Here is a 24,260-nt window from a genome sequence, read left to right as displayed (position 1 = left end):
AACATTCGGTGGAAAAAAGCCCTTGTGTCGTAACGGATTCGCCCCCACCGGTGGCACCGGTGGGGGCGAAATCGGCGATGGAACGCGGCGAACGGGCTATGCGACCCGGGGCAGGAAGGACGGCCGGGTGGTCTCGAAGGCACTGATCTGGGCCTCGTGCCGGAGGGTGAGTCCAATGTCGTCCAAGCCCTCCATCAGCCGCCAGCGGCTGAAATCGTCGAGCGGGAACGACCACGTGGCGGCACCGGCCTGGACCTGGCGGGTGGCCAGATCCACGGTGATCGCGGTGCCAGGGTCGGCCTCGACCAGACCCCAGATCTCCTCGACGGCTTTCAATTCCAGCTCTACCGGAAGCAACCCTTCCTTAAGAGCGTTGCCGCGGAAGATGTCACCGAAGCCGGGTGCGATCACGACTCGGAACCCGTAGTCGCGCAGCGCCCAGACCGCGTGCTCGCGCGAGGATCCGGTGCCGAACTCCGGACCGGCGACGAGAATCGATGCTCCGGAATAAGATTGATCGTTGAGCACGAATCCCGGGTCCTCGCGCCACGCGCTGAACAACCCGTCCGCGAAACCGGTACGGGTCACCCGCTTCAGGTAGACGGCCGGGATGATCTGATCCGTGTCCACGTCGGAACGACGCAGCGGCACCGCGGTGCCGGTGTGCACGGTGAACTTCTCCATCTGTCGCAAGCCCTTCTACAGATCGGCGGGAGCAGCCAGGCGGCCGGCAACTGCGGTCGCGGCGGCGACCGGCGGACTGACCAGGTGGGTACGCCCACCCCGACCCTGGCGACCCTCGAAGTTCCGGTTGGAGGTCGAGGCGGAGCGCTGCCCCGGGGAGAGCGTGTCCGGGTTCATGCCCAGGCACATCGAGCAGCCGGCGAAACGCCACTCGGCACCCGCGTCGGTGAAGACCTTGTCCAGCCCTTCGGCCTCGGCGGCCTCCCGCACGGCGGCGGAGCCGGGCACCACCATCATGCGTACGCCCTCGGCGACCCGGTGGCCGCGCAGCACGTCCGCGGCGGCCCGCAGGTCCTCCAGCCGGCCGTTGGTGCAGGAGCCGACGAAGACCACGTCGACCGCGAGGTCCCGCAGCGGGGTGCCCGGTCGCAGGTCCATGTACTCCAGGGCACGACGGGCAGCGGCCCGTTCCGCGTCCGTGGTGAAGTCCTCCGGGTCCGGCACGGTCGCGCCCAGCGGAACGCCCTGACCCGGGTTGGTGCCCCAGGTCACGAACGGCGTGATCTCCGACGCGTCCAGGATCACCTCGGCGTCGAAGGTCGCCCCCTCGTCGGTGGGCAGGGTCCGCCAGTAGGCGAGCGCCGCGTCCCAGTCGGCGCCGGTGGGGGCGTTCGGCCGCCCCTTCAGGTACGCGAAGGTGGTCTCGTCCGGCGCGATCATGCCGGCCTTGGCACCCCACTCGATCGACATGTTGGCGATGGTCATCCGGCCTTCCATGGACAGCGCCCGGATGGCCTCACCGCGGTACTCGACGATGTGCCCGCGACCGCCACCGGTGCCGACCTTGGCGATCAGCGCGAGGACCAGGTCCTTGGCGGTGACGCCGGGGTTGAGCTGACCGTTGACGGTGACCGCCATGGTCTTCGGCCGGGCCTGTGGCAGCGTCTGGGTGGCCAGCACGTGCTCGACCTCACTGGTGCCGATGCCGAAGGCCAGGGCCCCGAAGGCACCGTGGGTGGCGGTGTGCGAGTCGCCACAGACGATTGTCATGCCGGGCTGGGTGAGCCCGAGCTGCGGGCCGATGACGTGCACGATGCCCTGGTTCTCGTCGCCCAGGGGGTGCAGCTTCACGCCGAACTCCGCGCAGTTGCGGCGCAGCGTCTCGATCTGGGTACGTGAGGTGGGGTCGGCGATGGTGAGCAGGTCACCACGGCGCTGCTGGAACGAGGGATCGGCGTACCCGGTCGGGGTGTTGTGGTCCTCGGTCGCGAGGGTGAGGTCGGTACGGCGCACCGGGCGCCCGGCGAGCCGCAGCCCGTCGAACGCCTGCGGGCTGGTCACCTCGTGCAGCAGGTGCAGGTCGATGAAGAGCAGATCGGGCTCTCCCGCGACAGACCGGACGACATGCGCGTCCCAGACCTTCTCGGCCAAGGTTCTCGGCTGAGTAGTGGCTCCCACCATCTGGACATCCTAAATTCTGGGAGGTAAATTTCGGCTTGTGGGACACAGTATGAGCGGTGTCGGCGTTCTCGACAAGGCGGTGGTCATCCTGGCCGCCTGTGTCGACGGCGCCAGCCTGGCCGAACTCGTTGAACGCACCAAGCTGCCCCGAGCCACCGCACATCGGCTGGCCCAGGCGCTGGAGATCCATCGGATGCTGGTCCGGGACACCCAGGGGCGGTGGCGCCCCGGCCCACGCCTGGGTGAGCTGGCCAACGCCGCGCCGGACGTGCTGCTGACCGCGGCCGAGCCGCTGCTTGCCGCATTGCGGGACGCCACCGGCGAAAGCGCCCAGCTCTACCTTCGCAGAGCGGACGAACGGATCTGTGTGGCCGCCGCCGAGCGGGCCAGCGGCCTACGGGACACCGTCCCGGTCGGCTCGGTGCTGCCGATGACCGCCGGATCGGCGGCCCAGATCCTGCTCGCCTGGGAGCCACCCGAGGCGGTGATGCCGCTGCTGCCCCGGTCCAAGTTCACCGGCCGCACCCTGGCCGAGGTACGCCGCCGAGGCTGGGCGCAGAGCGTCGCCGAACGCGAGCCGGGTGTGGCCAGTGTCTCAGCCCCGATCCGCGACCGTACCGGCCGGGTGATCGCCGCCATCAGCATCTCCGGCCCCATCGAACGCCTCGGCCGTCGCCCCGGCGAACGCCACGCCATGGCCGTCGTCCGAGCCGGCCAACGCCTCTCCGGCCTCTAACCCGACCTCACCCCTCCCCTCCCCTCCCACCCACCCAGACCCCGGTTGATCAAGAGGTTTGCGTCTACGAACAGCCGATTCGAGACGCAAACCTCTTGATCAACTCAGCCGGAGGAGGGGGCGTCCGCGGTGGGCAGGGGTGGGGTGGGGGAAGCGAAACGGCTCGTCCCGAGGTGGGGACGAGCCGTGACCTACTACCTGTAGCCCCGACCGGATTCGAACCGGCGCTACCGCCTTGAGAGGGCGGCGTCCTGGGCCGCTAGACGACGGGGCCAGAACTTCCTGGTTCACCGCCGTCTCCGGCGGTGCGGCAGTAGTCTAGCGGCGTTTCCGCGCGCTGGATCATCGGGGTGGGGTGGGATCGGCGTGCCGGCCGTGAGCGGTACCGGAGGGTCTGCCTGAGCTGGTCTTTCTGCATCCGTGCCCATCCGGCGAGGGACCTGGCCAGCCGGGGAACGGAACGCGAGGAACCTGGCCAGTCGGGGCAGGGAGCATTGGGGGGGCCGGAAAGCGAAACGGCTCGTCCCGAGTGGGACGAGCCGTGACTGTTACCTGTAGCCCCGACCGGATTCGAACCGGCGCTACCGCCTTGAGAGGGCGGCGTCCTGGGCCGCTAGACGACGGGGCCAGAACAAATGCGACACCACCTTAGCGGTGGTGCCGCCGAACTCTACCAGACCTTCCGGCCGAATCCCTTGCGGATCTTCGGCCGGATTCCTACCAGAATCCAGCGTCCTCGGTTCTCACGAACCTCGGCTGCGCTGGGGTACCAGGACTCGAACCTAGACTAACTGAACCAGAATCAGTTGGGCTGCCAATTACCCCATACCCCATCGGCCCCTTGCGGCGCCGGGATCAAACCTTACCCTCCCGGCACCGGGAGGCCAAATCGACTTCCCCAAACCGCATCTGACCTGCTGAAACGCCCCGGTCAGGTCGCGGATACCACCGGATTGGTCAGGTCGCCGATCCCCTCGATCCGGACGGTCACCGTATCCCCGTCCACGAGCGGGCTAACCCCCGCCGGGGTGCCGGTCAGCACGACGTCGCCCGGCAGCAGGGTCATCACGTGCGAGATGTACGACACCAGAGCGGGCACGTCGAAGACCATGTCCCGGGTACGGCCCAGCTGACGGACCTCCATCTCCTCCGGGTCGGGTCCCACCTCACACCGGATCTCCAGGTCGCTCACGTCGAGGCCGGTGCTGATCCAGGGCCCGATCGGGCAGAACGAGTCGAATCCCTTGGCGCGGGTCCACTGGCTGTCGGAGCGTTGCAGATCCCGGGCGGTGACGTCGTTGGCGCAGGTGTAACCGAAGATGGCCCGCTGGGCTGCGGCCCGATCGGCGCGGCGGGCGCCGGGAGCGCCGATCACCACGGCCAGCTCCGCCTCGTGCTCGACCTGCTTGCTGAACTCGGGCAGCCGGATCGCGTCGCGGGGACCGATGACTGAGGTGGAGGGTTTGAGGAACAGCAGCGGCTCACTCGGCACCTCGCTGCCGTGCTCGGCGGCGTGCTCGGCGTAGTTGCGGCCGACGCAGACCACCTTGCTGGGCAGGATCGGTGAGAGCAGGCGGACGTCGGACAGCGCCCACCGGGCGCCGCTGAACGTTATCTGGCCGAACGGGTGCCCGGAGATCTCGGCGATGGTGAGCCCTTCCGGACCCGCCTCCGGCTCTCCCTCGACGACCCCGAACGACATTCCCTTGGCATGAGCGAAACGAGCGATACGCACCCCGCCAATCTAGCCCCGCCCCCGGACCAGCTGCGGCAGCTTACCCCCGACAGTCACCCTCGGTGCCGGATTCACCGCTTCGTACCCGCCCGACGACGTCGCCCACCTAGCGTCGGCGGCGGAGGTTCGTTCGTATGCCTGCATCGACACGACACCAAAGGGCCCTCGCGGCGATCGTGCACTGCGTGGGGTTTCTCACCGCCGCCGTACCGGCGTTGCCGGCGCTCACCACCGCGGACGCCGCGGCGGCCGGGCGTCCGCACCCGGCAGCGGCGACGGCGGAACCCACGATGCCCTCGGCGCCGCCGGCCGTACCGACTCCGACGAGGGTCGCCTCGCCGGCGCCGAAGCCGAAGGTCAGCGTGATGGTCGCACCGGCGAGCACCCCGCAACCCGGCTACCGGATCGAGGTGCGCAACGCCGGCAACGCCCCGGTGGACACCACAGTGCGCCAGGAATTACCCCAGGGGGTGTCGGCGACCGCGATCAGCGACGGCGGTCGGGAGGTACGCCCCGGCGGGTCGGCAGCGACGGAGGTGACCTGGCGGGTGAAGCTGCCGCCGCGCAGCACCACCACGCTGGACACCACGCTTACCGGAGCGGCGGCCCGGCAACCGGTGACCGCCCCGGCGTGCGCCTTCGCCGTCGACGGTCGTCAGCCGTACGACTGTGCGACCGCCACCTGGACGGCCCCGGGCGCTGCCGCGGCGGCCCCCTCGACGCAGAACTCGGGGTGGCGCGGTCAGGTCCCCGCGCTGCTGGCCGGCGCGGCCGTCCTGCTGGCCCTCGCCGTGGTGGGGTTCGTCACCTGGCGACGTCGGCGGCCCCCGGTCGCGGCCGCGCTGGCCTCGGACGGGCCGGGGCGGATCTATCCCCGACCGGCCGCGCCCCGACCCACCACACGTCGGCGTACCCCGCCGGTCTGGTTGATCGTGCCGGTGGCCGCGACGGTGCTGGCGGCCACGCTCGGCACCGCCGCGTGGACCGCCACCCGGCGGGTCGCCGCGATCGACACCGACAGCCAGCCGACAAACGGGGCGTGGAAGGGCAGCGGGGTCAGCGGTGGGCTGGGCGTGCCGCTGCGCGAGGACGCGTTCGAGTTCACCGTCTACCGGATGACCTGCGATCCGGGTCAGGGTGCCCGGCAGTGCCAGGCCACGGTCGGGGTCCGGAACCTGGCCCCGGAGCACCACAGCTGGCACGGCAAGCTGCAACGGGCGTACCTGGCGAACGGCAACTGGGTGACCACCGACGAGCAGGCCACCCGGCGGGCCAACCAGGGGCGGGACGTCTTCGCCGAGCCGATGGCGGCGGGTAGCCGGCTGGTGCTGCCGCTGGTCTTCACCGTCAACGGCAACGAGGCGCCGCAGCGACTGGAACTGCGCAGCGGGGTCTTCTCCGCCGGAGTGCGGGTGGACGTGCCCTGATCAGCGGGCCGGCGGCGGTCGTACCCTGGGACGGTGACCGCCGCCTGCGCCCCCGCCGGCTCCGACCGCCTGCCGGCTGCCGTCTGGCTGCCCCGCGCACGGGCGCACGAGGAGCGTGCCGACGGCCTCACCGCCGCGCACCGCGGGCGTCGGGCCGCGCGGCAACGCCACGCGATCGACGACTTCCTGTACGAGTACTACGGCACCAGGCCATCGGTGCTGCGGCGCTGGCATCCCGGGGTGGGCGTACGGCTGGAGCCGGGACCGGACGGCCCGGCACCGAACGGGCAGTGGCGGTGGTACGTCACCGACTCCGACGGCGTGGTCGGTTTCGACGCAGCGGCGTTCCTCGCCGACCGGGCCGAATCGGTACGCTTCATCAGCCGCCTGCTCTCCGCGATCGCCACCCGCCCGGCCTTCACCGGCTGCTTCGGGTTGCACGAGTGGGCGATGGTCTACCGCCAACGCGAGCACCGGCACCCGCTCCCGCTGCGACTCGGCCAGGACGGCACCGACGCGGTGGTCGAGGCGCACCAGATCAGGTGCTCGCACTTCGACGCGTTCCGGTTCTTCACCCCCGAGGCCGTCGGCCTGAACCGGCTGCGGCCCACCCGCGCCAGCCAGGTCGATCTCGACCAGCCGGGCTGCCTGCACGCCGCGATGGACTGTCACAAGTGGGCGACCAAGCTCGGCCCCGCCGTCCCTGGCGAGCTGGCGTTGGACTGCTTCGAGCTGGCCCGGGACATCCGGCTGCTGGACATGCAGGCGTCGCCGTACGACCTTTCGTCCTACGGGGAGCCGGCGGTGGCCATCGAGACGCCGGAGGGCAAGGCCGAGTACGTGACGCGGCAACGCGAGTTCGCGGAGCGCGCCGGTCGACTCCGGGCTCGGCTGATCGAGGTCTGCGCGACGCTGCTGGAGACAGTGGAGCAACCGACGCCGGCCTGACGCGCGAACGCCGGGCCGAACCGAGGCTGCGGGTCGCGCCGACGCCGAGCCGGCCCGAGGTTGCGGGGCCAGCTGGCCGGTAGCGCCGCGTGACTAGTCGCCGTCCACCCGGCGGTCGCGCTTGCGCTGGGAACGGCGTTTCTTGTCGGCCAGCCGCCGTTCCTTGGCCCCACGCGACGGCCTGGTCGGCCGGCGCGGCGGTGGTGGTGGGGCGACCGCCTCACGCAGCAGCGCCACCAACCGCTCCCGGGCCGCCTCCCGGTTGGCCAACTGGGCCCGGTGCTCGCTGGCGGCGATGGTCAGCACGCCGTTGACCAGCCGCCCGGCGAGCCGGTCCAGCGCCCGGGCCCGCAGCGACTCCGGCAGGCTGGGCGAGCCGGCCAGGTCGAAGCTCAGCTCCACCCGGGAGTCGGCGGTGTTGACGCCCTGCCCGCCCGGCCCGGATGACCGGGAGAAGCGCTCCCGCAGCTCAGCGGCGGGCACGACCCACCGATCGGTCACCCGCAGTCCGTCGTCCACGCCCTGAGGCTAGCGCCCCGGCCGCTCGTCGGGAGTACTGCTCGGATTCGGTGGCGCGGGTTCCGACCCGTCGTCGCCACCGGCTGCGGCGTAGGCAACCGCCCCGATCAGCAGCAGCAGGATCACCCCGATCTTCGTGGTGACCACTTTGATCAGCAGCCAGGCGGCACGGCGGGCGCCGGGCACGGTCTTCTTGGCGGTCTGGTAGTCGCTCCACCCCCGCCGCGCGCGGGCGTACGACGAGCCCACGCCAGTTCCGATGATGAGGCCCACCAGCAGGAGGACCGCGATGAGAGGACGCTCCACCCACGCCAGTATCCATACTCAGCGTAATATTTCCATTCTCCGATCACTGATCGCTGGAACCCGACAGTTCGCCCGATCTCCCCGTAATCGGACAGTTACCCTCCGTGATTTCAGCCGCCCTTGCCGATGATCGTGTCGGCGGTCTGCTGCACCTGTTCGATGGGGATGGCGAAGCCGATGCCGATCGAGCCGTTGCCGTCGATGGTGGCGATGGCGGTGTTCACCCCGACCACCTCGCCTCGGGCGTTGACCAGTGGGCCACCGGAGTTTCCGGGGTTGATCGAGGCGTCGGTCTGCACCGCCCGGTGCCGGTTGTCGCCGAGGCGCACCTGACGGTCGAGCGCGCTGACGATCCCGGCGGTGACCGTGCCGGACAGCCCGAGCGGCGACCCGACGGCCAGCACCGGCTCACCGACCCGGGTCGAGCCCGGCTTGGCCAGCGGCAGCGACGCCAGCCCGGCGGACGCCGGCACCTTCAGCACCGCCAGGTCGCTGCCCGGTTCCCGACCGACCACCTCGGCGCCGAACCGGCGGCCGTCCGGCAGTTCCACGGTCACCGGGCCACTGCGCCCCTTGGCCAGGATGTGGTCGTTGGTGATGATGTGCTGCTCGGAGTCGACGGCGAAGCCGGAACCGGTGGCGCCTCCCACCAGCACCGACACCACCCCGGGCACGGTCTTCTCGGCGGCGGTGACCAGTTCGGCCGGCACCGGCGCGGCCGACGCCGCGGCCGGTTCGGGCAATCCCCTACTGGCCACCCAACCGCCGGCCACCGCCCCCGAGCCGGTCGACAGGGCCAGCACCGCCAGCCCGGCCATCAGCCGACGACGCCAACCCCACGCCGCCCCGTCGCGCGTCCCGGCGGCCTGCCCCGCCCCGTCCCGGCCGTACGGGTCGAATTCCGGCGAGACGAACCAGGGCCCACGGGGCTCGCCCAGCCCGGTCTGCACTGCCATACCTACGCTCCTCACGTCTGCGGCCGCTGCCGCCGGCGAGCCGACACCGGTCCCGCCGGCCGATGCCGGTCAAGCCGGGTCAGGGCAGGCGGGAAAACCAGCGCATCGAGCCGAACGCCGCGCCCATCGCGAACACCAACCCGAGCCCGATGAACCGGGCCGAGATGTCCTGCCGTTCCTTGCGCCAGCCCACCGAACTGCCGATGTCGTCGTAGACGGCATGCAACTCGTCGCTCGTGTCGGCCTGGTGGAAGGCGCCCCCGGTTTGCTCGGCCACGGCCTGCAACGTCTCCCCGTCCACCGGCACCTGGATCGGCCGCCCGCCCCGGTCCACGAAGCCACCCGGCGTACCGAACGAGATGGTGTGCACCGGCACCTCCAAGGCGACCGCCTCGGCGGCGGCCTCCATCGGATCCATGCCGGAGGTGTTCGCACCGTCGGAGAGCACGATGATCCGGGCCGGCGGCGGTTGCGTGGTGGCCTGCTCGTCCAATGCCTTGACCGCGCCCAGCGAGGTGCTGATCGCCTCCCCGATCGCCGTGCCCTGCACCCCGGTGATGCCCTCGGCGAGACGCCGGATCCCGTCGTGCAGCGCCTCCCGGTCGGTGCTCGGCGGGACCAGCACGGCGGCGCTGCCGGCGAAGGCCACCAGCCCGACGTTGAACTCCCTGGGCAGCCCGTCGACGAAGTCCCGGGCGGCGCTCTTTGCCGCACTGAGCCGATCCGGGTCGACGTCGGTGGCGAGCATCGAGGTGGAGACGTCCACGGCGACCATCACGGTGGCGCGTTCCCGGGGCACCCGCACCTCGGCCGTCGGCCGGGCGAAGCCGACCACGAGCAACGCCAGCATGGCCAGGAAGAGACCGGCCGGCAGGTGTCGACGCCAGGTCGGGCGCTGGGGTGCCACCCGGTCGAGCAGGCGCAGGTTGGTGAAGCGGACGGCGTACCGGCTGCGGCGGCGCTGCGCCATCAGGTAGGCCACGGCCAGGGCGGCCACGCCGAGCAGCAGCCAGAGCCGGATGGGCGACTCCCAGATCATGCCGCGCCTCCCCGCCTCGGTGCGGCCGGCGCCAGGGCCAGGCGACGCTGGGTGTGCACGTGCCGCACGATGTCGGCCGCCCAGTCCCGGTCGGTACGCAACGCGAGGTGGGTCGCCCCGGCCCGGCGCAGCGCCTGCCGGAGTTGGTCGCGCTGCGCGGCGGCGGCTGCCGCGTACCGTTCGCGCAGCCCCGGATCGCCGGTCCACACCTCGCGTCGCCGGCCCGTCTCGGGATCGGCGAGCGTGATCAGTCCGACGTCCGGCAGTTCCAGTTCACGGGGGTCGACGACCTCCACCGCGAGCACCTGATGCCGCACCGACAACCGGCGCAGCGGACGTTCCCAGGTGGCCGGTGAGCGTGGATCGTCGGGCAGCCCGTCCAGAAAGTCCGAGATCACCACCACCAGACCTCGCCGGTTGGCCGTCCGGTGCACCGCCGCCAACGCCGCGGACAGGTCGACCTCGTCGGCCGTCCGGTGGCCGTCCGGCTCACCGGCCTGTCGGGGCGCGGCCAGCAGCCCGCGCAGCAGCCCGACCAGGTGGCTGCGTCCGCCCCGGGCCGGCACCCGGTGCAGCCCGTACGGGGTGAGCACCTGCGCGCCGAGCCGGTTTCCCGCCCCGGCGGTCAGGAAGCCGATGGCGGCGACCGCTGCCACGGCCAGTTCCCGCTTGTCCAGTTCGGCGGTGCCGTACTCCATGCTGGGGCTGGCGTCGACAAGCAGCCAGGTGGTCAGCTCCCGGTCGGCGTCGACCTCCCGCACGTGCGGGACGGTGGTCCGGGCGGTCACCGACCAGTCCATCCGGCGTACCTCGTCCTCACCGGGCCGGTACTCGCGGCTGCCGGCGGGTTCACTTCCCGGTCCGGGCAGCAGCCCCCGACGTTCGCCGTGCAGCAGGCCGTCGAGGCGGCGGGTGACGGTGAGTTCGAGCCGGCGCAGCCGCTGGTTCGGGGTGAGGTCGGTGAGCGTCGGGTCCGCCGCCACGGGCACCGGGACGCGCCCGCGTCTCATCACGCGGCCGCCAGATCGGCGACGTACTCCGGCTGACCGTTGGCCACCCTCGGCAGCGGCACCACCTCGACCAGTCGGTGCACCACCGACTCGGCGCTGATCCCGTCGGCGACCGCGTCGAAGGAGAGCACCAGCCGGTGGGCCAGCACGTCCACGGCCAGGTCCCGCACGTCGTCCGGCAGCACGTACTCCCGGCCACGGAGCAGGGCGCGGGCCCGCGCGGCGGCAACCAGGCCGAGGGTGGCGCGCGGGCTGGCACCGTACGCGAGCAGGGGGACGATCTCCGGCATGCCGTACCGGGCCGGGTCGCGGGTGGCCAGGATGAGCCGGACGACGTACTCGGCGATGGCGTGGTGGACGAAGACCTGCCGGGCCTGGAGCTGGAGTTCCCGCAACCGGTCCGGCCGCAGCGCCTGGTGCGGCCGGGGGCGGTCGGCGCTCATCCGGTAGAGGATGGCCAACTCGTCGGCGCCGTCCGGATAGTCGACGACGATCTTCATGAGGAAGCGGTCCCGCTGCGCCTCGGGCAGCTGGTAGACCCCCTCCGACTCGATCGGGTTCTGGGTGGCCAGCACGAGGAAGGGCTCCGGCACCGGGTAGCTGCGCCCACCGATGGAGACCTGACGCTCGGCCATCGCCTCCAGCAGCGCCGACTGCACCTTCGCCGGAGCCCTGTTGATCTCGTCGGCCAGCACCAGGTTGGCCATGATCGGGCCGAGCTCGACGTCGAAGCTCTCCTTCGAGGCCCGGTAGATGCGGGTGCCGACGATGTCCGAGGGCACCAGGTCGGGGGTGAACTGGATCCGGGAGAAGGTGCCGCCGACGACCGTCGCGAGGGTCTGCGCGGCAAGTGTCTTGGCCACCCCGGGAACGCCTTCCAACAGGCAGTGCCCGTCGGCGAGCAGGGCGGTGAGCAGGCGATCGACGAGCTGATCCTGCCCGACGATCACCCGTCTGACCTCGTTGAGCGTCTGCTCCAGCTCGGCCGCGGTCGCGTCCGGATCGGCCGGGCTGGGCAGGCTGGCCATGGTGTCCGAGATGTCCGTCACGGTGCTTGCTTCCCGAGCCGGGCGTCGGACAAACGTCGGAATTTCCGGCCTTCACGCACCCAGACCGCGCGGCAACGCCGTTACGACCTGGATCGGGCCGGAGCACGCAGAGCCGGTCGGGCAGCACCGTCGAGGAGGTAACCGGGCACGGCTGGATCAGCGGTGTACGAGAAGGTGGAACGGCAGGTCGGCGGGGCTGCCGGTGGAGTTGCGGGTCTGGATGAAGACGCCGTTGGGGGTCTGCAGGCGAGCGGCCACCACGGCCTCCCCACCCGCCGGGATGCAGCACGCGTCCGGCCGGCCGATCGTGGCGACGTAGACGCCGCCGGTGACGTTGGAACCGAACTGCACCTCGTACTGCCCGACGCCGTACTTGATGACCACGCCGTCACCGCGCGCCTTGGTGCCGTTGCCGTTGACCGCCGTGGCGTAGAAGCCGACCGCCTGGGTGCTGATCGAGTCGCCCTTGGCCAACGTGGCCTTGGCGCTCTTCAGCGACGCTGCGGTGACCGCCGGCTGCTGGCCACCACGAACGGCCGTCTCGACTGCACCGGTCGTGGGCTTCGCCGCAGCGATCCCGCCACCGGCCAGGGCCAGCGCCAGGGCTGCGATCGCCACCGCAGCCGCCTTACGTCGGAAAAAACCGGTCATGACAAATCTCCTTGTGACCGTGGGGATGCGGCCGACCCACCAGATGGGGATCGGATATTGCCTGACTCCAGGCGGGCGACAATGAGCGGAAACCCGGTGGGGATCACGCCTTCAGAGGACCGACCAAATAGTGGCGAACATGGGGCCTGACCTGGGATTTCCACCCCCGACATACCGCCCGACCAGCAGAAACGTAACACCGGAAAACGCCAATGGTCAACGTTCGATCATGGACAGAATCAACCGGGCGAATTCCCGTGGCAATAATGAAAAGCGAAGGATCGCTCATTCATGAAATTGGTTTGATCGCGCCCGACCGCCCGCTGCCGTTCTCTCGTCGGCACCATGCGCGGCATCGACCCAGTAGCCTCACGCTGTGAAGATCACCGACGCGGGACGCCGACGGATCGGCACCGCGATCTGCTGGCTCGCCGTGGCACCGGGCGCCGGCTGGGCCCTCGCCCGAGTGGCCGGCCTGGACCGCGGAGCGCTTGTGCAGTTGCTGGCGTTCACGCCGTACGCGCTGCTCGGAAGTCTGGTGCCACTGCTGCTCGCGCTCGCCCTGCGGCGTCGCTGGCCGGCGGTGGTCGCGGCAGTGGTCACCACGACGCTTGTCGCGGTGGTGGCGCCCCGGGCGCTGCCGTCGACGCAGCCGGCGGTCACCGGTCCGACGGTACGGCTGCTCACCGCCAACCTGCTGGCCGGCGCCGCCGACCCGGCCGCGGTGGTCGACCTGGTCCGCACCGAGCGGGTCGACGTGCTGGTCGTGCAGGAGTTCACCCCGTCGGCGCAGGCCGAACTGGACCGGCTCGGCCTCGACCGGCTGCTGCCGTACCGGCACCTCAACCCGGTGGTGGGCACGCCCGGCTCGGGTCTGTACGCCCGGCATCCGATCAGCGGCGGCGGCATCCGCCCGCTGCGCGGTGCCTGGGGTTTCACCCAGGCGTACGCGACGGTCGCCGTTCCGGGCGCACCCGAGGTACGCGTCGAGTCGGCGCACCCGGCGGCACCGTACGCGCTGGACCAGAACGGTTACTGGCGCACCGACCTGGCCGCCCAACCACCGGCCACCCCGCAGGGGGCGCTGAGCATCCTCGCCGGAGACTTCAACGCCACCCTCGACCACGGGCCGCTACGTGCGCTGCTGCGTACCGGCTACGTCGACGCCGCCGCGGCGGTCGGAGCCGGGCTCGTCGGGACCTGGGGGCCGTACGACGGCGACCGCATCCCGCCCGTCACGATCGACCACGTGCTGGTCGACCGTCGCATCGCGGTACGCGACGTGAGCGTCCGCCCGCTGCCCGGCAGCGACCACCGCATGATCCTGGCCGAACTGGCCCTTCCTCACGCCCTGCCGAGGCCGTAGGTGAGGGCGTCGACAAGCGCGTGCCAGCTCGCCTCGACCACGTTGGGGTGCACGCCGACCGTGGTCCAGCCGCCGCCACGGCCGTTCGCCGTCTCGACCAGCACCCGGGTCACCGCCCCGGTGCCGTGGCTGCCCTCCAGGATGCGCACCTTGTAGTCGGCCAGCTCGAACTCCCGCAACTCCGGGTAGTGGCGGCCCAGGCCGACCCGCAGCGCCTCGTCGAGGGCGTTGACCGGACCGTTGCCCTCCGCCGTGGCGATCACCCGCTCACCGCGTACCCGGATCTTCACAGTCGCCTCGGAGACCACCGCGCCGTCCTCGCGGTGCTCGACCAGCACCCGGTACGACTCCAGCGCGAACGGCCGTACCGGCGCGGCGTCCGGCAGTTCGGAGCGGACCAGCAGCTCGAACGAGGCGTCCGCGGCCTCGAACGACCAGCCGCCGGCCTCCAGCTCCTTGACCCGGTTGGTGACCCGGGACAGCGCCTCCGGATGGCCGGCCAGATCCAGCCCGAGCTCGCGACTCTTGAGCTCGATGCTGGCCCGGCCGGCCATCTCGGTGACGAGGATCCGCATGTCGTTGCCCACCACCTCGGGTTCGACGTGGTTGTAGAGCAGCGGATCCACCTTGATCGCACTCGCGTGCAGTCCCGCCTTGTGAGCGAAGGCTGCGGCCCCTGCATACGCCTGGTGGGTGTCGGGGGCGATGTTTGCGATCTCAGCGATGGCGTGGGAGACCCGCACCATCTGCTCCAGGCAGCCCTCCGGTAGGACCGGCAGCCCGAGCTTGAGTTGAAGGTTCGCGACGACCGCGAAGATGTCGGCGTTGCCCGGCCGCTCGCCGTACCCGTTGGCGGTGCCCTGCACGTGGCGGACCCCGGCCTCGACGGCGGCGATGGTGTTGGCCACCGCGCAGGCGGTGTCGTTCTGGGCGTGCATGCCGAGCAGTTCGGGGGCCACCCCGATGCGGTCGGTCAGGTCGGTGATGGCCGCCGTGACCTGCGAGGGCAGCATTCCGCCGTTGGTGTCGCAGAGCACGAACCGCTCGGCGCCCGCGGCGAGGGCGGTCTCCACCACCGACGCCGTGTACGCCGGATCGTGGCGGTAGCCGTCGTAGAAGTGCTCCCCGTCGACGAAGACCCGACGGCCCTCGGCGACCAGGTGGGTGACCGTGTCGTGGATCATCGCCAGGTTCTCCTTGGCGGTGGTCCGCAGCGCCCGCTCGACGTGTCGCAGGTCGGCCTTGGCGACCAGGGCGATCGCCGGGGTCTGCGCCTCCAGCAGGCCACGCACCTGGGGATCGTCGGCGGCGACCGTGTTGGCCCGGCGGGTCGCACCGAAGGCGACGAGCACCGCGTGCCGCAGCTCCAGTTCGGTACGCGCCCGGCGGAAGAACTCGGTGTCCTTGGGCACCGCGCCCGGCCAGCCACCCTCGATGAACCCGACGCCGAACTCGTCGAGCAGCCGCGCCACGGCGAGCTTGTCGACCACCGAGTAGCTGACCCCCTCGCGCTGGGCACCGTCGCGCAGGGTCGTGTCGTACACCTGGAACGTCATGGGGATCCCCTTCATCTGGCACCGGCCGGCGCAACAAAAAGACCCCCCGCGGGTGCGGGAGGTCTGCGCGCTCGGCGGAGGGAAGGCCGGCGCGCTAGTTGCCAATAATGCGGGCGGTGCTGTTCACGCTCTGCACTCTGCCACTCGGAAGCGGATCTGGGAGGCAGAATCCACATCTCGGGACGATGAGTTGGGTCTCATTCGGTGTCACGGGTGTAGGCCGAGTCGTGCGGGGTAGGAGTTTTCGGGACAACGAAACACGTACCTCCGAGACGACTGATCAAGTCGAGGCAGGAGAGATCCCCATGGACAGGCTGAACCCGAACACCACGAACGCCACGCCGGACCCCGCCCTGCGCGCCGTCGACCGCGACGACGTGGTCACGACCGGCGGCGCCACCAGCGCCTTCGACCCGTGGAGCTACCGCGACGACGCCGGCGTCGCCGGCACCAACCTGATCGGCTACAAGGTCGAGGCCACGGACGGCTCGATCGGCAAGATCGACAGCGACAGCAGCGAGGTCAACGCCAGCTACCTGGTGGTCGACACCGGGCCGTGGATCTTCGGCAAGAAGGTCATGCTGCCGGCCGGTACGGTCAACCACGTCGACCACGACGAGCAGAAGGTCTTCGTCGACCGCAGCAAGGACCAGATCAAGGCCGCGCCGGAGTACGACGACACGATCAACGACCCGTCGTACCGGGACAAGCTCGGCGGGTACTACAACGACACCTACGCCGCGACCCCGCCCGGTGGGCTCCGCTGAGGCAACCTGACGCACTGAAATCACGGTAACGGCCGGTGGGAATGGCTCTCACCGGCCGTTACCGTGTCCGGATGGACGCGACTGAAGACAGACGCAGAATCCCCTTCACCGCGATGTTCAACTTCCGCGACGTGGGCGGCTATCGCGGCCTGGACGGACGCACGGTGCCCTACGGCCGGCTGTACCGCTCCGACTCCCTGCACCGGATGGACAACGCGGACCAGGACGCGTTCAGCGCCCTCGGCGTACGCACGGTCGTCGACCTGCGTCGCCCGCAGGAGGTCGAACGCGACGGCCGGGTCCCCGACCTCGACGGTCTGGCCTACCGCCACATCCATCCCGAGCACGCGGACTGGTCCACCCAGTCGTACCAGCCGGAGCAGGATCTCGCCCGCTACCTCGCCGACCGGTACGCCGACCTGGCCCGTACCGGCACCACCGGGCTCGCCCAGGCGATCGGCCTGATCGCCGACAGCGCCAACGCGCCGGTGGTGGTGCACTGCGTGGCGGGCAAGGACCGCACCGGCATCGTCTGCGGCCTCACCCTCGCGGTGCTCGGCGTCGACGACGCCGAGATCGCTGCGGACTACGCACTGAGCAGCGAGGCGTCACAGCGCTTCGCCGCCTGGATCGCCACCGCCTACCCCCACCTGCCCCAGTTGCCCGCCGCCTTCCTGGCCTCACCGGCCGAGACGATGCTGCTGTTCCTGGCCGAGATCCGGGAAGGGTACGGGTCGGTCGACGACTACCTGCGCCACACCGGGGTCACCGACGAGCAACTCGCCGCGCTCCGCACCCACCTGCTCGGCTGAGCCGACGCTCGGCGTCCACGGCAGGTCGTGTTAAGAAGGGGCCCCTGCACCACCTCAGGCGTTAACAAGGGGCCCTTCCTTACCGCTCAGAGCGTCTAGAAGACGCGGTGCACCCAGTTCTGGGGGTCGGCAGCCTTGCCGCGCTGGAGGTCGACAAGTTGCTGGCGCAGCGCCATGGTGACCGTGCCGGGCTCGCCACCGCCCATGGTGAACTCCCCCTCCGGGAAGCGGACCCGGCCGATGGGGGTGATCACCGCAGCGGTGCCGCAGGCGAAGACCTCGCGCAGCCGACCGCTTGTCGCGTCCGCCTGCCAGTCGGCGAAGCTCACCGGGCGTTCCTGCACGGTGTGGCCGGCCGCCGAGGCCAGGGTGAGCACCGACTCCCGGGTGATGCCGGGCAGGATCGTGCCGGTCAGCGGTGGGGTCACCACCGAGCCGTCGTCGTAGACGAAGAAGACGTTCATGCCGCCCAGTTCGTCGACGTACCGGCGCTCCACCGCGTCGAGGAAGACCACCTGCTCGCAGCCGTGCTCGGCGGCCTCGGCCTGGGCGGCCAGCGAGGCCGCGTAGTTGCCGCCGCACTTCGCCGCGCCGGTGCCGCCGGGGGCGGCGCGGGTGTAGTCGGGCGACACCCAGACCGTCACCGGCTTGACCCCGCCGGAGAAGTACGCGCCCACCGGCGAGGCGATCACCACGTAGAGGTACTCGTTGGCCGGGCGGACGCCGAGGAAGACCTCACTGGCGAACATGAACGGCCGCAGGTAGAGGCTGCCGTCCTCGCCCTCCGGAATCCACTCCCGGTCGATCTCGATCAGCCGGTGCAGCGAGTCGACGAAGGTCTGCTCGGGCAGCGTCGGCATGGCCATCCGGGTGGCCGAGGTGTTGAACCGGGCCGCGTTGGCGTACGGCCGGAACATCGTCACCCCGCCGTCGGCCGTGCGGTACGCCTTCATCCCCTCGAAGATCTCCTGCGCGTAGTGCAGCACCGCGCTGGCGGGATCCATCGGGATCGGCCCCCGCGCCTCGACCCGGGCGTCGTACCAGCCCTTGCCGTCGGCGTAGCGGATGGTGATCATGTGGTCGGTGAAGACCCGGCCGAATCCGGGGTTGGCCAGCAGCGCGGCTCGGTCGGCGGCGGATACCGGCGCGGGATTCGGACGGATCTCGAAGTCGAGCTTGTCACCACCGCTCATCGCGCTGACCTCCCTGGGGGATGACGGCATGCGCCGACCGCACGCCGCGAAGATATGTGCCAGAAACTTACCCCGAACGGTCGTTCAGCGGGTAGGCGCACCGGTAGGTGGCACCGTCGGGTTCCCGCTTCTGAGGCGACCGTCGACCGGTCGTGATCCGCTACCGCCGGTTACGGCGGCCAGTCGCAGTCAGGCCGCTACCTGAGCGGCGATCCGGTCGCCCACCTCGGCGGTGCGTACCGCCTCGCCCGGGGTACGGGCGGCCAGTTCCGCGCCGACCGCGGCGGTGATCCGGGCTGCGGCGTCGGCGTGCCCGAGCTGGTCGAGCAGCAACGCGGCGGAGAGTACGGCGGCGACCGGGTCGGCCACCCCGCGCCCGGCGATGTCCGGCGCGGAGCCGTGTACCGGCTCGAACATCGACGGGTACGTGCCGTCGGGGTTGATGCTGCCGCTGGCGGCCAGGCCGATCCCGCCGGTGACCGCGGCGGCGATGTCGGTGAGGATGTCACCGAAGAGGTTGTCGGTGACCACCACGTCGTAGCGCTGGGGCTGGGTCACCAGGAACATCGCGGCGGCGTCGACGTGCTGGTACTCGGTGCTCACGTCCGGGTACTCGGCGGCGACCGCCTCGAAGGCACGAGCCCACAGCGAGCCCGCGTGGGTGAGCACGTTGGTCTTGTGCACCAGGGTCACCTTGCGCCGTTCGCGGCGGCTGGCCCGGGCGAAGGCGTCGCGGACCACCCGCTCCACCCCGTGTCGGGTGTTCAGGCTCTCCTCGGTGGCCACCTCGGCCGGGGTGTCGCGGTGCAGCGTGCCACCGGCGCCGGCGTACAGCCCCTCGGTGCCCTCGCGGACGACCACCAGGTCGACCTCGCCGGGCTTGACCGTGGCCAGCGGGCTGGTCACACCGGGCCAGAGCCGCGACGGCCGGAGGTTGACGTACTGGTCGAAGGAGAAGCGCAGCTTGAGCAGCAGGCCCCGCTCCAGCACGCCGGGCGGGACGGTGGGGTCACCGACCGCGCCGAGCAGGATGGCGTCGTGCCCGGCCAGCTCGGTCAACACCGAGTCCGGCAGCACCTCGCCGGTGCGGTGGTAACGTGCCGCACCGAGGTCGTACTCGGTTGCCTCGACCCCGGGCAGGACCGCATCGATGACCTTGCGGGCCTCCGCGACCACCTCGGGTCCGATCCCGTCCCCGGCCACCACCGCGATGCGTGCCACGTCCGTCAGCTCCTTCGCTCGTATCGGCTGTACGGTACGCCGCCGTCCCGCCTCCCGGTACGGGTGTTCCACTTTTCGGGATACGAGACACACAGCAGCTTCTCAGCGTTCGCTCACGCTGCCGTCATCTGCGGTCCCTAACGTGAGCCCGACGGGCTGGGCAGGCCCGGACGACCACCACGAGGGGGTGGCTGGTCGTCGAGGGAGGGGCGGACGCGATGTGGACCGACGAGCAGCCACGTACCCGCTGGGTCGACCCGGCGACGTTCCGGTACCGCCGGCCCGACCTGCGCCTGGGCACCCGCGAACCGCGCCCTGACCGTCCCGGCCCGACCACCGGCGACCGGCTCACCGTGCGGCACACGGTTCGCACCTCGACCGCCGACTACACCCTGCTGCTCAACGCACCGGCCTGGCTCGGTCGGCGTGGCGTCGGCGACGCGCTCCGCGACGCGGTGGCCGAACTGCGGGCGATCGACCTCACCTACGGCCCGAACCGTCCGGAGAGCCTGGTGTCCCGGCTGCGCCGGGGCGAGATCAACCCCGAGTCCTACCCGCCGCTGGCGGACCTGGTGGACCGGTGCGGCGCCATGCGGGCCGCCACCGACGGATGGTTCGACGCCTGGGCGGTGCCCGGTGGATTCGACCCCGGTGGCCTGCTCGGCGGGTGGGCGGTCGAGCGGGCCGCGGCCCGGCTGCGCGCCGCCGGAGTCCAGGACTACGCCGTACTGACCGGCGCCGACCTGGTGGTACGCGGTCACGCCGGGCACGGCGGCCCGTGGCGGGTGGCCGTGCACCATCCGACCGACCGCCGCCGGCCGCCGCTGATGCTGGAGATGACGGCGGGCGCGATCGGCACGTCCGGGGTCACCGGCCGTCGCGGGCACGTGGTGGACCCGCACACCGGCGAACCGGCCGACCAGATGGTCGCCGCCACAGTGGTCGGCCCGAATCTCGCGGTCGCCGACGCCTACGCCACCGCGCTGTACGCCGCCGGTCCGAGCGGGCTGAGCTGGTTCCGCTCCGGATCGGACTACCGCGCCCTGATCGCCAACCACTGACCGCCGACCGGGCGGGAGTGCTGCCGGTCCCGGCATCGCCACGGACACGTCCATCGTGGAGAGCAGCGATCGGCCTCCACTGCCGCGGCAACGGCTGTGGAGGCCGGTCGACGACGAATGCGCGAGGCTCGCGCAATCGAGGGGTGCGGGCCGGCCAACCGGGACGTCGACCTCGCCACCCGAAGACGGGCCGCGTCGCGAGCTGCCAGAACCGCATCGGTACGCTAGCGAATCCGCGCGTTTCCCGGCAAGGGTTCTACAGGGGACCATCCACCCAGTCCGGTCGACTCGCCGAACGCGTTGTGGTAGGGGCGTTTTCGACAAGGTGAATCGCGGATGGCACGCTGTCGGCCGTGAGTTTCGATCTGAGCGTGTGGGCCCTGGCCGACGGGGCGACGCCTGAGGACGTGCGAGCGGCGGTGCGGCGGTGCCGGGAGGGCCAGCACGGCCAGCGCCAACCGGATCCACGGGTGGTCGCCTTCTACCGGGCGATCACCGCCAGCTACCCCGACCGGCCGGTGGCGGGTAGCCCCTGGGCAGTGGTACCACTGCACGCGGCAGCCGACCATGTCGAGTTGAATCTCGACCCGGCCTGCGCGGACCAGGTGCTGCTCGACATCGAACGGCTGGCCGGAGAGCACCGGCTGATGCTGTTCGACGCCCAGGACGGCTCGGTCTATCCGCCGCCGGTAGCCCGGCTGCCCGGCTGACCATCCCGCCCCGGCACAACTGAGACGGATACGACCAGGGGCCCGGCCGAAGCCGGGCCCCTGGTCGCCATGTGCCTGAAACGGCTACTCGTCGCGCAGGTCCGCCGCGCTGGCCGAGGCCGCGCCGATCGAGTCGGCCGCCGAGGTGAGCAGGTCGGCGCCGAGCGCCTGGTCGACGGTGAGGGTCATCAGCGTCTCGCCGCCGGCTTCCCGACGGGCCACCTGCATCGCCGCGATGTTGATGCCGGCCTCGCCGAGCAGCGTGCCGACGGTGCCGACCACGCCCGGACGGTCGGCGTAGCGGAGGAAGAGCAGGATGCCCTCCGCCCCGATCTCCACGTCGAAGCCGTCCACCTCGGTCAGCTTGATGATGTCCCGGGTGCCGGCGTGGGTCACCGTGCCGGAGACGCTCACCGTACGACCGTCGGGCAGGGCACCGCGTACGGTGACCAGCACCGGGTGCTCCACGGTCTCGGTCTGGGTGGTCAGCGCCACCTCCACGCCACGCTGGGCGGCCAGGTGCGGCGCGTTGACGTAGGTCACCTGCTCCTCCACCACGGAGCTGAACAGGCCCTTGGTGGCGGCGAGCTTGAGCACCGACACGTCGTGGTTGACGATCTCACCGCGTACCTCGACGGTGACGCTGGCGGCGACGCCACCGGCGACCGCGGTGAAGGCCCGGCCGAGCTTCTCGGCCAGCGGCAGCAGCGGGCGTACGTCCTCGGCGACCACGCCACCGGCCTGCACGTTCACCGCGTCCGGCACGAACTCGCCCTGCAACGCCAGCTTCACGCTCTTGGCCACGGCCAGGCCGGCCTTGTCCTGCGCCTCGGCGGTGGAGGCGCCCAGGTGCGGGGTGGCCACCACGTTGTCGAAGGCGAACAGCGGCGAGGAGGTGCACGGCTCCTTGGCGTACACGTCCACGCCGGCACCGGCGACCCGGCCCTCGGCCAGCGCGTTGGCGAGCGCCTGCTCGTCGACCAGCCCGCCGCGAGCGGCGTTGATGATCCGTACGCCCGGCTTGACGATCGACAGCTCCTTCTCACCGATCAGGCCCACGGTCTCCGGGGTCTTCGGCAGGTGGATGGAGATGAAGTCGCTCTCCCGCAGCAGCTCCTCCAGGCCGACCAGGCGCACGCCGAGCTGCGCGGCCCGGGCCGGCTGGATGTACGGGTCGTACGCGATCAGCCGGGTGCCGAACGCGGCGATGCGGGACGCGAACAGCACGCCGATGCGGCCCAGGCCGACGACGCCCACGGTCTTGCCCTGCAGCTCCACGCCGGTGTACTTCGACCGCTTCCACTCCCCCGCCTTGAGCGCGGCGCTGGCGGAGGCGGTGTTGCGGGCGACCGCGAGCAGCAGCGCGACGGCCTGCTCGGCCGCGGAGACGATGTTGGAGGTGGGGGCGTTGACGACCATGACGCCCCGCGCGGTGGCGGCCGGCACCTCGACGTTGTCCAGACCCACGCCCGCCCGGGCCACGACCTTCAGCCGGGGTGCGGCGGCGATCGCCTCGGCGTCAATCTGGGTGGCGCTGCGGACGATGACGGCGTCGGCCTCGGCGAGTGCGGAGAGCAGAGCCGGACGGTCGGTGCCGTCGACGTGCCGGACGTCGAAGTCGTGGGCGAGCACCTCGATTGCGGCAGGAGCGAGTTCTTCGGCGATCAGTACGACAGGAGTCATTGGTCCTCGTAGATGTCGTCAGAGCGGTCGGCCAGCGCTGGACGCTGCGCTGCGCCCGGCGTGGGCTGGGCCATGGCCGTCAGGTGCAGCGGCCTGGAACACCTACCCGCGATCGTAGGGGCCCGGCCGCCCCACATACCCCGCAGTACGGGGTGAGTGCCCTCACAAACCGGACGTGACGTGCGTGTTAACGCCCGTTGTCCGGCCGCTCACAGCACGGCACCCGCACCCGGCGTCGGGGAGAACGCCGGGTGCGGGTGCCGTTGAGGTGAGACTGCTCTCAGTGCGCCGACGAGACCTCAGGCGGTCTCGGTGATCGGACGGTCCACCCAGCTCATCATGCCGCGCAGCTTGGCGCCGGTCTCCTCGATCGGGTGAGCCGCACCCTCGGCCTGCCACTTGCTGAAGTTCGGCCGGCCGGCCTCGTCCTCGGCCACCCACTCGCGGGCGAACTCGCCGTTCTGGATCTCACCGAGGATCTTGCGCATCTCGTCCTTGACCCGGCTGTCGATGACCCGCGGGCCCCGGGACAGGTCGCCGTACTCGGCGGTGTCGGAGACGCTGTAGCGCATCCGGGCGATGCCGCCCTCGTACATCAGGTCCACGATCAGCTTCAGCTCGTGCAGGCACTCGAAGTAGGCCACCTCGGGGGCGTAGCCGGCCTCGGTGAGCACCTCGAAGCCGGTCTGCACAAGCGCCGCCGCACCACCGCAGAGCACCGCCTGCTCGCCGAAGAGGTCGGTCTCGGTCTCCTCGGTGAAGGTGGTCCTGATGGCGCCCGCGCGGGTGCCGCCGATGCCCTTGGCGTACGACAGGGCCAGCGCGAGGGCGGTGCCGCTGGCGTCCTGCTCGACGGCGACCAGGCAGGGCACGCCCTTGCCGTCGACGTACTGCCGGCGGACCAGGTGGCCGGGGCCCTTCGGGGCGACCATCGCCACGTCCACGTCGGCCGGCGGCTTGATCAGGCCGTAGCGGATGTTGAACCCGTGCCCGAAGAACAGCGCCTTGCCCGCGCTGAGGTTCGGCGCGATCGACTCGGCGTAGATGTGGCGCTGCGCGGTGTCCGGGGCGAGGACCATGATCACGTCGGCCTCGGCCGCCGCGTCGGCCGGGGTGAGCACCCGCAGGCCCTGCTCCTCGGCCTTGGGGCGGCTCTTCGAACCCTCCGGCAGACCGATCACCACGTCGACACCCGAGTCGCGCAGCGACAGCGCGTGGGCGTGGCCCTGGCTGCCGTACCCGATCACGGCGACCTTCTTCGCCTGGATCAGGCCCAGGTCGGCGTCGTCGTCGTAGTAAACCTCAACGCTCATGACTTCCCTTTCGTACGGCGGCCGATGCGGCCCGTCGTGGCTGTGGTTACGCCCGGC

General features: G+C 71.2%; 23 protein-coding genes and 3 tRNA genes. 8 read left to right on the top strand and 18 right to left on the bottom strand.

The annotated features are described in order from the left end of the window. Positions 1–96: 96 nt before the first annotated feature. Together leuD and leuC are read right to left on the bottom strand one after the other, a co-directional pair. Positions 97–684, bottom strand: a complete 588-nt coding sequence (leuD, locus tag Vgi01_RS11990) for a 3-isopropylmalate dehydratase small subunit (protein WP_102660133.1) — start codon at positions 682–684, stop codon at positions 97–99. A gap of 15 nt (positions 685–699) precedes the next feature. Continuing rightward, positions 700–2,145, bottom strand: coding sequence for a 3-isopropylmalate dehydratase large subunit (gene leuC, locus Vgi01_RS11985; protein WP_102660132.1), 1,446 nt, complete (start codon positions 2,143–2,145; stop codon positions 700–702). Between the two features lie 49 nt (positions 2,146–2,194). Between leuC and Vgi01_RS11980 the strand changes: the two genes are divergently transcribed. Next, complete coding sequence (locus Vgi01_RS11980; RefSeq protein WP_013732051.1) at positions 2,195–2,881, top strand: IclR family transcriptional regulator; 687 nt, start codon at positions 2,195–2,197, stop codon at positions 2,879–2,881. Positions 2,882–3,082: 201 nt separating this feature from the next. Here Vgi01_RS11980 and Vgi01_RS11975 read toward each other — a convergent pair. From Vgi01_RS11975 to Vgi01_RS11960, 4 genes are all read right to left on the bottom strand, one after another. Then, positions 3,083–3,155: transfer RNA gene (locus Vgi01_RS11975), tRNA-Glu, on the bottom strand. 281 nt (positions 3,156–3,436) lie between these two features. Beyond that, positions 3,437–3,509, bottom strand: a tRNA-Glu gene (locus tag Vgi01_RS11970). A gap of 133 nt (positions 3,510–3,642) precedes the next feature. Then, positions 3,643–3,714: transfer RNA gene (locus Vgi01_RS11965), tRNA-Gln, on the bottom strand. Between the two features lie 98 nt (positions 3,715–3,812). Further along, positions 3,813–4,616 carry a fumarylacetoacetate hydrolase family protein gene (locus Vgi01_RS11960; protein ID WP_102659543.1) on the bottom strand — a complete coding sequence of 268 codons (804 nt, stop codon included), beginning with the start codon at positions 4,614–4,616 and terminating at the stop codon, positions 3,813–3,815. A gap of 134 nt (positions 4,617–4,750) precedes the next feature. Here Vgi01_RS11960 and Vgi01_RS11955 point away from each other — a divergent pair, with 134 nt between their 5' ends. Next, the gene (locus Vgi01_RS11955; RefSeq protein WP_204291049.1) at positions 4,751–6,043 is read left to right on the top strand and encodes a hypothetical protein; all 1,293 of its coding nucleotides are present in this window, start codon (positions 4,751–4,753) and stop codon (positions 6,041–6,043) included. 33 nt (positions 6,044–6,076) lie between these two features. Further along, the gene (locus Vgi01_RS11950; RefSeq protein WP_204291048.1) at positions 6,077–6,991 is read left to right on the top strand and encodes a 3-methyladenine DNA glycosylase; all 915 of its coding nucleotides are present in this window, start codon (positions 6,077–6,079) and stop codon (positions 6,989–6,991) included. Between the two features lie 93 nt (positions 6,992–7,084). Here Vgi01_RS11950 and arfB read toward each other — a convergent pair whose 3' ends face one another. The 7 genes from arfB to Vgi01_RS11915 form a co-directional block, all read right to left on the bottom strand. Continuing rightward, positions 7,085–7,510 (bottom strand): alternative ribosome rescue aminoacyl-tRNA hydrolase ArfB, encoded by a 426-nt coding sequence (arfB, locus tag Vgi01_RS11945; protein ID WP_013732046.1) that lies wholly within the window; start codon positions 7,508–7,510, stop codon positions 7,085–7,087. A 9-nt stretch (positions 7,511–7,519) separates the two neighbouring features. Next, positions 7,520–7,816 carry a hypothetical protein gene (locus Vgi01_RS11940; RefSeq protein WP_102659540.1) on the bottom strand — a complete coding sequence of 99 codons (297 nt, stop codon included), beginning with the start codon at positions 7,814–7,816 and terminating at the stop codon, positions 7,520–7,522. A gap of 110 nt (positions 7,817–7,926) precedes the next feature. After that, entirely contained in the window at positions 7,927–8,772 is an 846-nt protein-coding gene (locus Vgi01_RS11935; RefSeq protein ID WP_204291047.1) for a S1C family serine protease, read from the bottom strand. A gap of 79 nt (positions 8,773–8,851) precedes the next feature. Then, complete coding sequence (locus Vgi01_RS11930; protein WP_102659538.1) at positions 8,852–9,811, bottom strand: VWA domain-containing protein; 960 nt, start codon at positions 9,809–9,811, stop codon at positions 8,852–8,854. Further along, on the bottom strand, positions 9,808–10,794 hold the full coding sequence (locus tag Vgi01_RS11925; RefSeq protein WP_204291112.1) for a DUF58 domain-containing protein: 987 nt from the start codon (positions 10,792–10,794) through the stop codon (positions 9,808–9,810). Before Vgi01_RS11925 ends, Vgi01_RS11930 begins: the two co-directional genes overlap by 4 nt. A gap of 26 nt (positions 10,795–10,820) precedes the next feature. Next, positions 10,821–11,870 carry an AAA family ATPase gene (locus Vgi01_RS11920; protein WP_204291046.1) on the bottom strand — a complete coding sequence of 350 codons (1,050 nt, stop codon included), beginning with the start codon at positions 11,868–11,870 and terminating at the stop codon, positions 10,821–10,823. 156 nt (positions 11,871–12,026) lie between these two features. Then, entirely contained in the window at positions 12,027–12,521 is a 495-nt protein-coding gene (locus Vgi01_RS11915) for a hypothetical protein (protein WP_204291045.1), read from the bottom strand. 376 nt (positions 12,522–12,897) lie between these two features. Between Vgi01_RS11915 and Vgi01_RS11910 the strand changes: the two genes are divergently transcribed. Beyond that, on the top strand, positions 12,898–13,887 hold the full coding sequence (locus Vgi01_RS11910) for an endonuclease/exonuclease/phosphatase family protein (protein WP_204291044.1): 990 nt from the start codon (positions 12,898–12,900) through the stop codon (positions 13,885–13,887). Here Vgi01_RS11910 and cimA read toward each other — a convergent pair. Beyond that, a complete protein-coding gene (gene cimA / locus Vgi01_RS11905; RefSeq protein ID WP_204291043.1) occupies positions 13,866–15,443 on the bottom strand; it encodes a citramalate synthase in 1,578 nt (525 codons plus the stop codon). The two genes, Vgi01_RS11910 and cimA, sit on opposite strands and share 22 nt — an antisense overlap. Positions 15,444–15,748: 305 nt before the next feature. Between cimA and Vgi01_RS11900 the strand changes: the two genes are divergently transcribed. Both Vgi01_RS11900 and Vgi01_RS11895 read left to right on the top strand, forming a co-directional pair. Continuing rightward, positions 15,749–16,210: a PRC-barrel domain-containing protein gene (locus Vgi01_RS11900; protein WP_204291042.1), complete on the top strand. Its 462-nt coding sequence runs from the start codon at positions 15,749–15,751 to the stop codon at positions 16,208–16,210. Between the two features lie 71 nt (positions 16,211–16,281). Beyond that, the gene (locus tag Vgi01_RS11895) at positions 16,282–17,022 is read left to right on the top strand and encodes a tyrosine-protein phosphatase (RefSeq protein WP_204291041.1); all 741 of its coding nucleotides are present in this window, start codon (positions 16,282–16,284) and stop codon (positions 17,020–17,022) included. 95 nt (positions 17,023–17,117) lie between these two features. Here Vgi01_RS11895 and Vgi01_RS11890 read toward each other — a convergent pair whose 3' ends face one another. Both Vgi01_RS11890 and Vgi01_RS11885 read right to left on the bottom strand, forming a co-directional pair. Further along, the gene (locus Vgi01_RS11890; RefSeq protein ID WP_204291040.1) at positions 17,118–18,215 is read right to left on the bottom strand and encodes a branched-chain amino acid aminotransferase; all 1,098 of its coding nucleotides are present in this window, start codon (positions 18,213–18,215) and stop codon (positions 17,118–17,120) included. Between the two features lie 189 nt (positions 18,216–18,404). Next, positions 18,405–19,436, bottom strand: coding sequence for a 3-isopropylmalate dehydrogenase (locus tag Vgi01_RS11885; RefSeq protein ID WP_204291039.1), 1,032 nt, complete (start codon positions 19,434–19,436; stop codon positions 18,405–18,407). A 218-nt stretch (positions 19,437–19,654) separates the two neighbouring features. Between Vgi01_RS11885 and Vgi01_RS11880 the strand changes: the two genes are divergently transcribed. Continuing rightward, positions 19,655–20,497, top strand: coding sequence for an FAD:protein FMN transferase (locus tag Vgi01_RS11880; RefSeq protein ID WP_102659530.1), 843 nt, complete (start codon positions 19,655–19,657; stop codon positions 20,495–20,497). 353 nt (positions 20,498–20,850) lie between these two features. Then, positions 20,851–21,207, top strand: a complete 357-nt coding sequence (locus Vgi01_RS11875) for a hypothetical protein (RefSeq protein WP_102659529.1) — start codon at positions 20,851–20,853, stop codon at positions 21,205–21,207. 84 nt (positions 21,208–21,291) lie between these two features. On the opposite strand, the gene serA is transcribed toward Vgi01_RS11875, so the two are convergent. After that, positions 21,292–22,890: a phosphoglycerate dehydrogenase gene (gene serA / locus Vgi01_RS11870; RefSeq protein ID WP_102659528.1), complete on the bottom strand. Its 1,599-nt coding sequence runs from the start codon at positions 22,888–22,890 to the stop codon at positions 21,292–21,294. A gap of 299 nt (positions 22,891–23,189) precedes the next feature. After that, positions 23,190–24,203, bottom strand: coding sequence for a ketol-acid reductoisomerase (ilvC, locus tag Vgi01_RS11865; protein WP_102659527.1), 1,014 nt, complete (start codon positions 24,201–24,203; stop codon positions 23,190–23,192). Positions 24,204–24,260 lie beyond the last annotated feature (57 nt).

Source organism: Micromonospora gifhornensis (assembly GCF_016863515.1).
GTDB lineage: Bacteria > Actinomycetota > Actinomycetes > Mycobacteriales > Micromonosporaceae > Micromonospora > Micromonospora gifhornensis.
This window is presented reverse-complemented; position numbering and strand designations above follow the sequence as displayed.

Coding starts and splice junctions, on each gene's coding strand:
- leuD (WP_102660133.1), bottom strand. CDS start 684: ATGGAGAAGTTCACCGTGCACACCGGCACCGCGGTGCCGCTGCGTCGT.
- leuC (WP_102660132.1), bottom strand. CDS start 2,145: ATGGTGGGAGCCACTACTCAGCCGAGAACCTTGGCCGAGAAGGTCTGG.
- Vgi01_RS11980 (WP_013732051.1), top strand. CDS start 2,195: ATGAGCGGTGTCGGCGTTCTCGACAAGGCGGTGGTCATCCTGGCCGCC.
- Vgi01_RS11955 (WP_204291049.1), top strand. CDS start 4,751: ATGCCTGCATCGACACGACACCAAAGGGCCCTCGCGGCGATCGTGCAC.
- Vgi01_RS11935 (WP_204291047.1), bottom strand. CDS start 8,772: ATGGCAGTGCAGACCGGGCTGGGCGAGCCCCGTGGGCCCTGGTTCGTC.
- Vgi01_RS11930 (WP_102659538.1), bottom strand. CDS start 9,811: ATGATCTGGGAGTCGCCCATCCGGCTCTGGCTGCTGCTCGGCGTGGCC.
- Vgi01_RS11915 (WP_204291045.1), bottom strand. CDS start 12,521: ATGACCGGTTTTTTCCGACGTAAGGCGGCTGCGGTGGCGATCGCAGCC.
- cimA (WP_204291043.1), bottom strand. CDS start 15,443: ATGACGTTCCAGGTGTACGACACGACCCTGCGCGACGGTGCCCAGCGC.
- Vgi01_RS11900 (WP_204291042.1), top strand. CDS start 15,749: ATGGACAGGCTGAACCCGAACACCACGAACGCCACGCCGGACCCCGCC.
- Vgi01_RS11895 (WP_204291041.1), top strand. CDS start 16,282: ATGGACGCGACTGAAGACAGACGCAGAATCCCCTTCACCGCGATGTTC.
- Vgi01_RS11890 (WP_204291040.1), bottom strand. CDS start 18,215: ATGAGCGGTGGTGACAAGCTCGACTTCGAGATCCGTCCGAATCCCGCG.
- Vgi01_RS11880 (WP_102659530.1), top strand. CDS start 19,655: ATGTGGACCGACGAGCAGCCACGTACCCGCTGGGTCGACCCGGCGACG.
- serA (WP_102659528.1), bottom strand. CDS start 22,890: ATGACTCCTGTCGTACTGATCGCCGAAGAACTCGCTCCTGCCGCAATC.
- ilvC (WP_102659527.1), bottom strand. CDS start 24,203: ATGAGCGTTGAGGTTTACTACGACGACGACGCCGACCTGGGCCTGATC.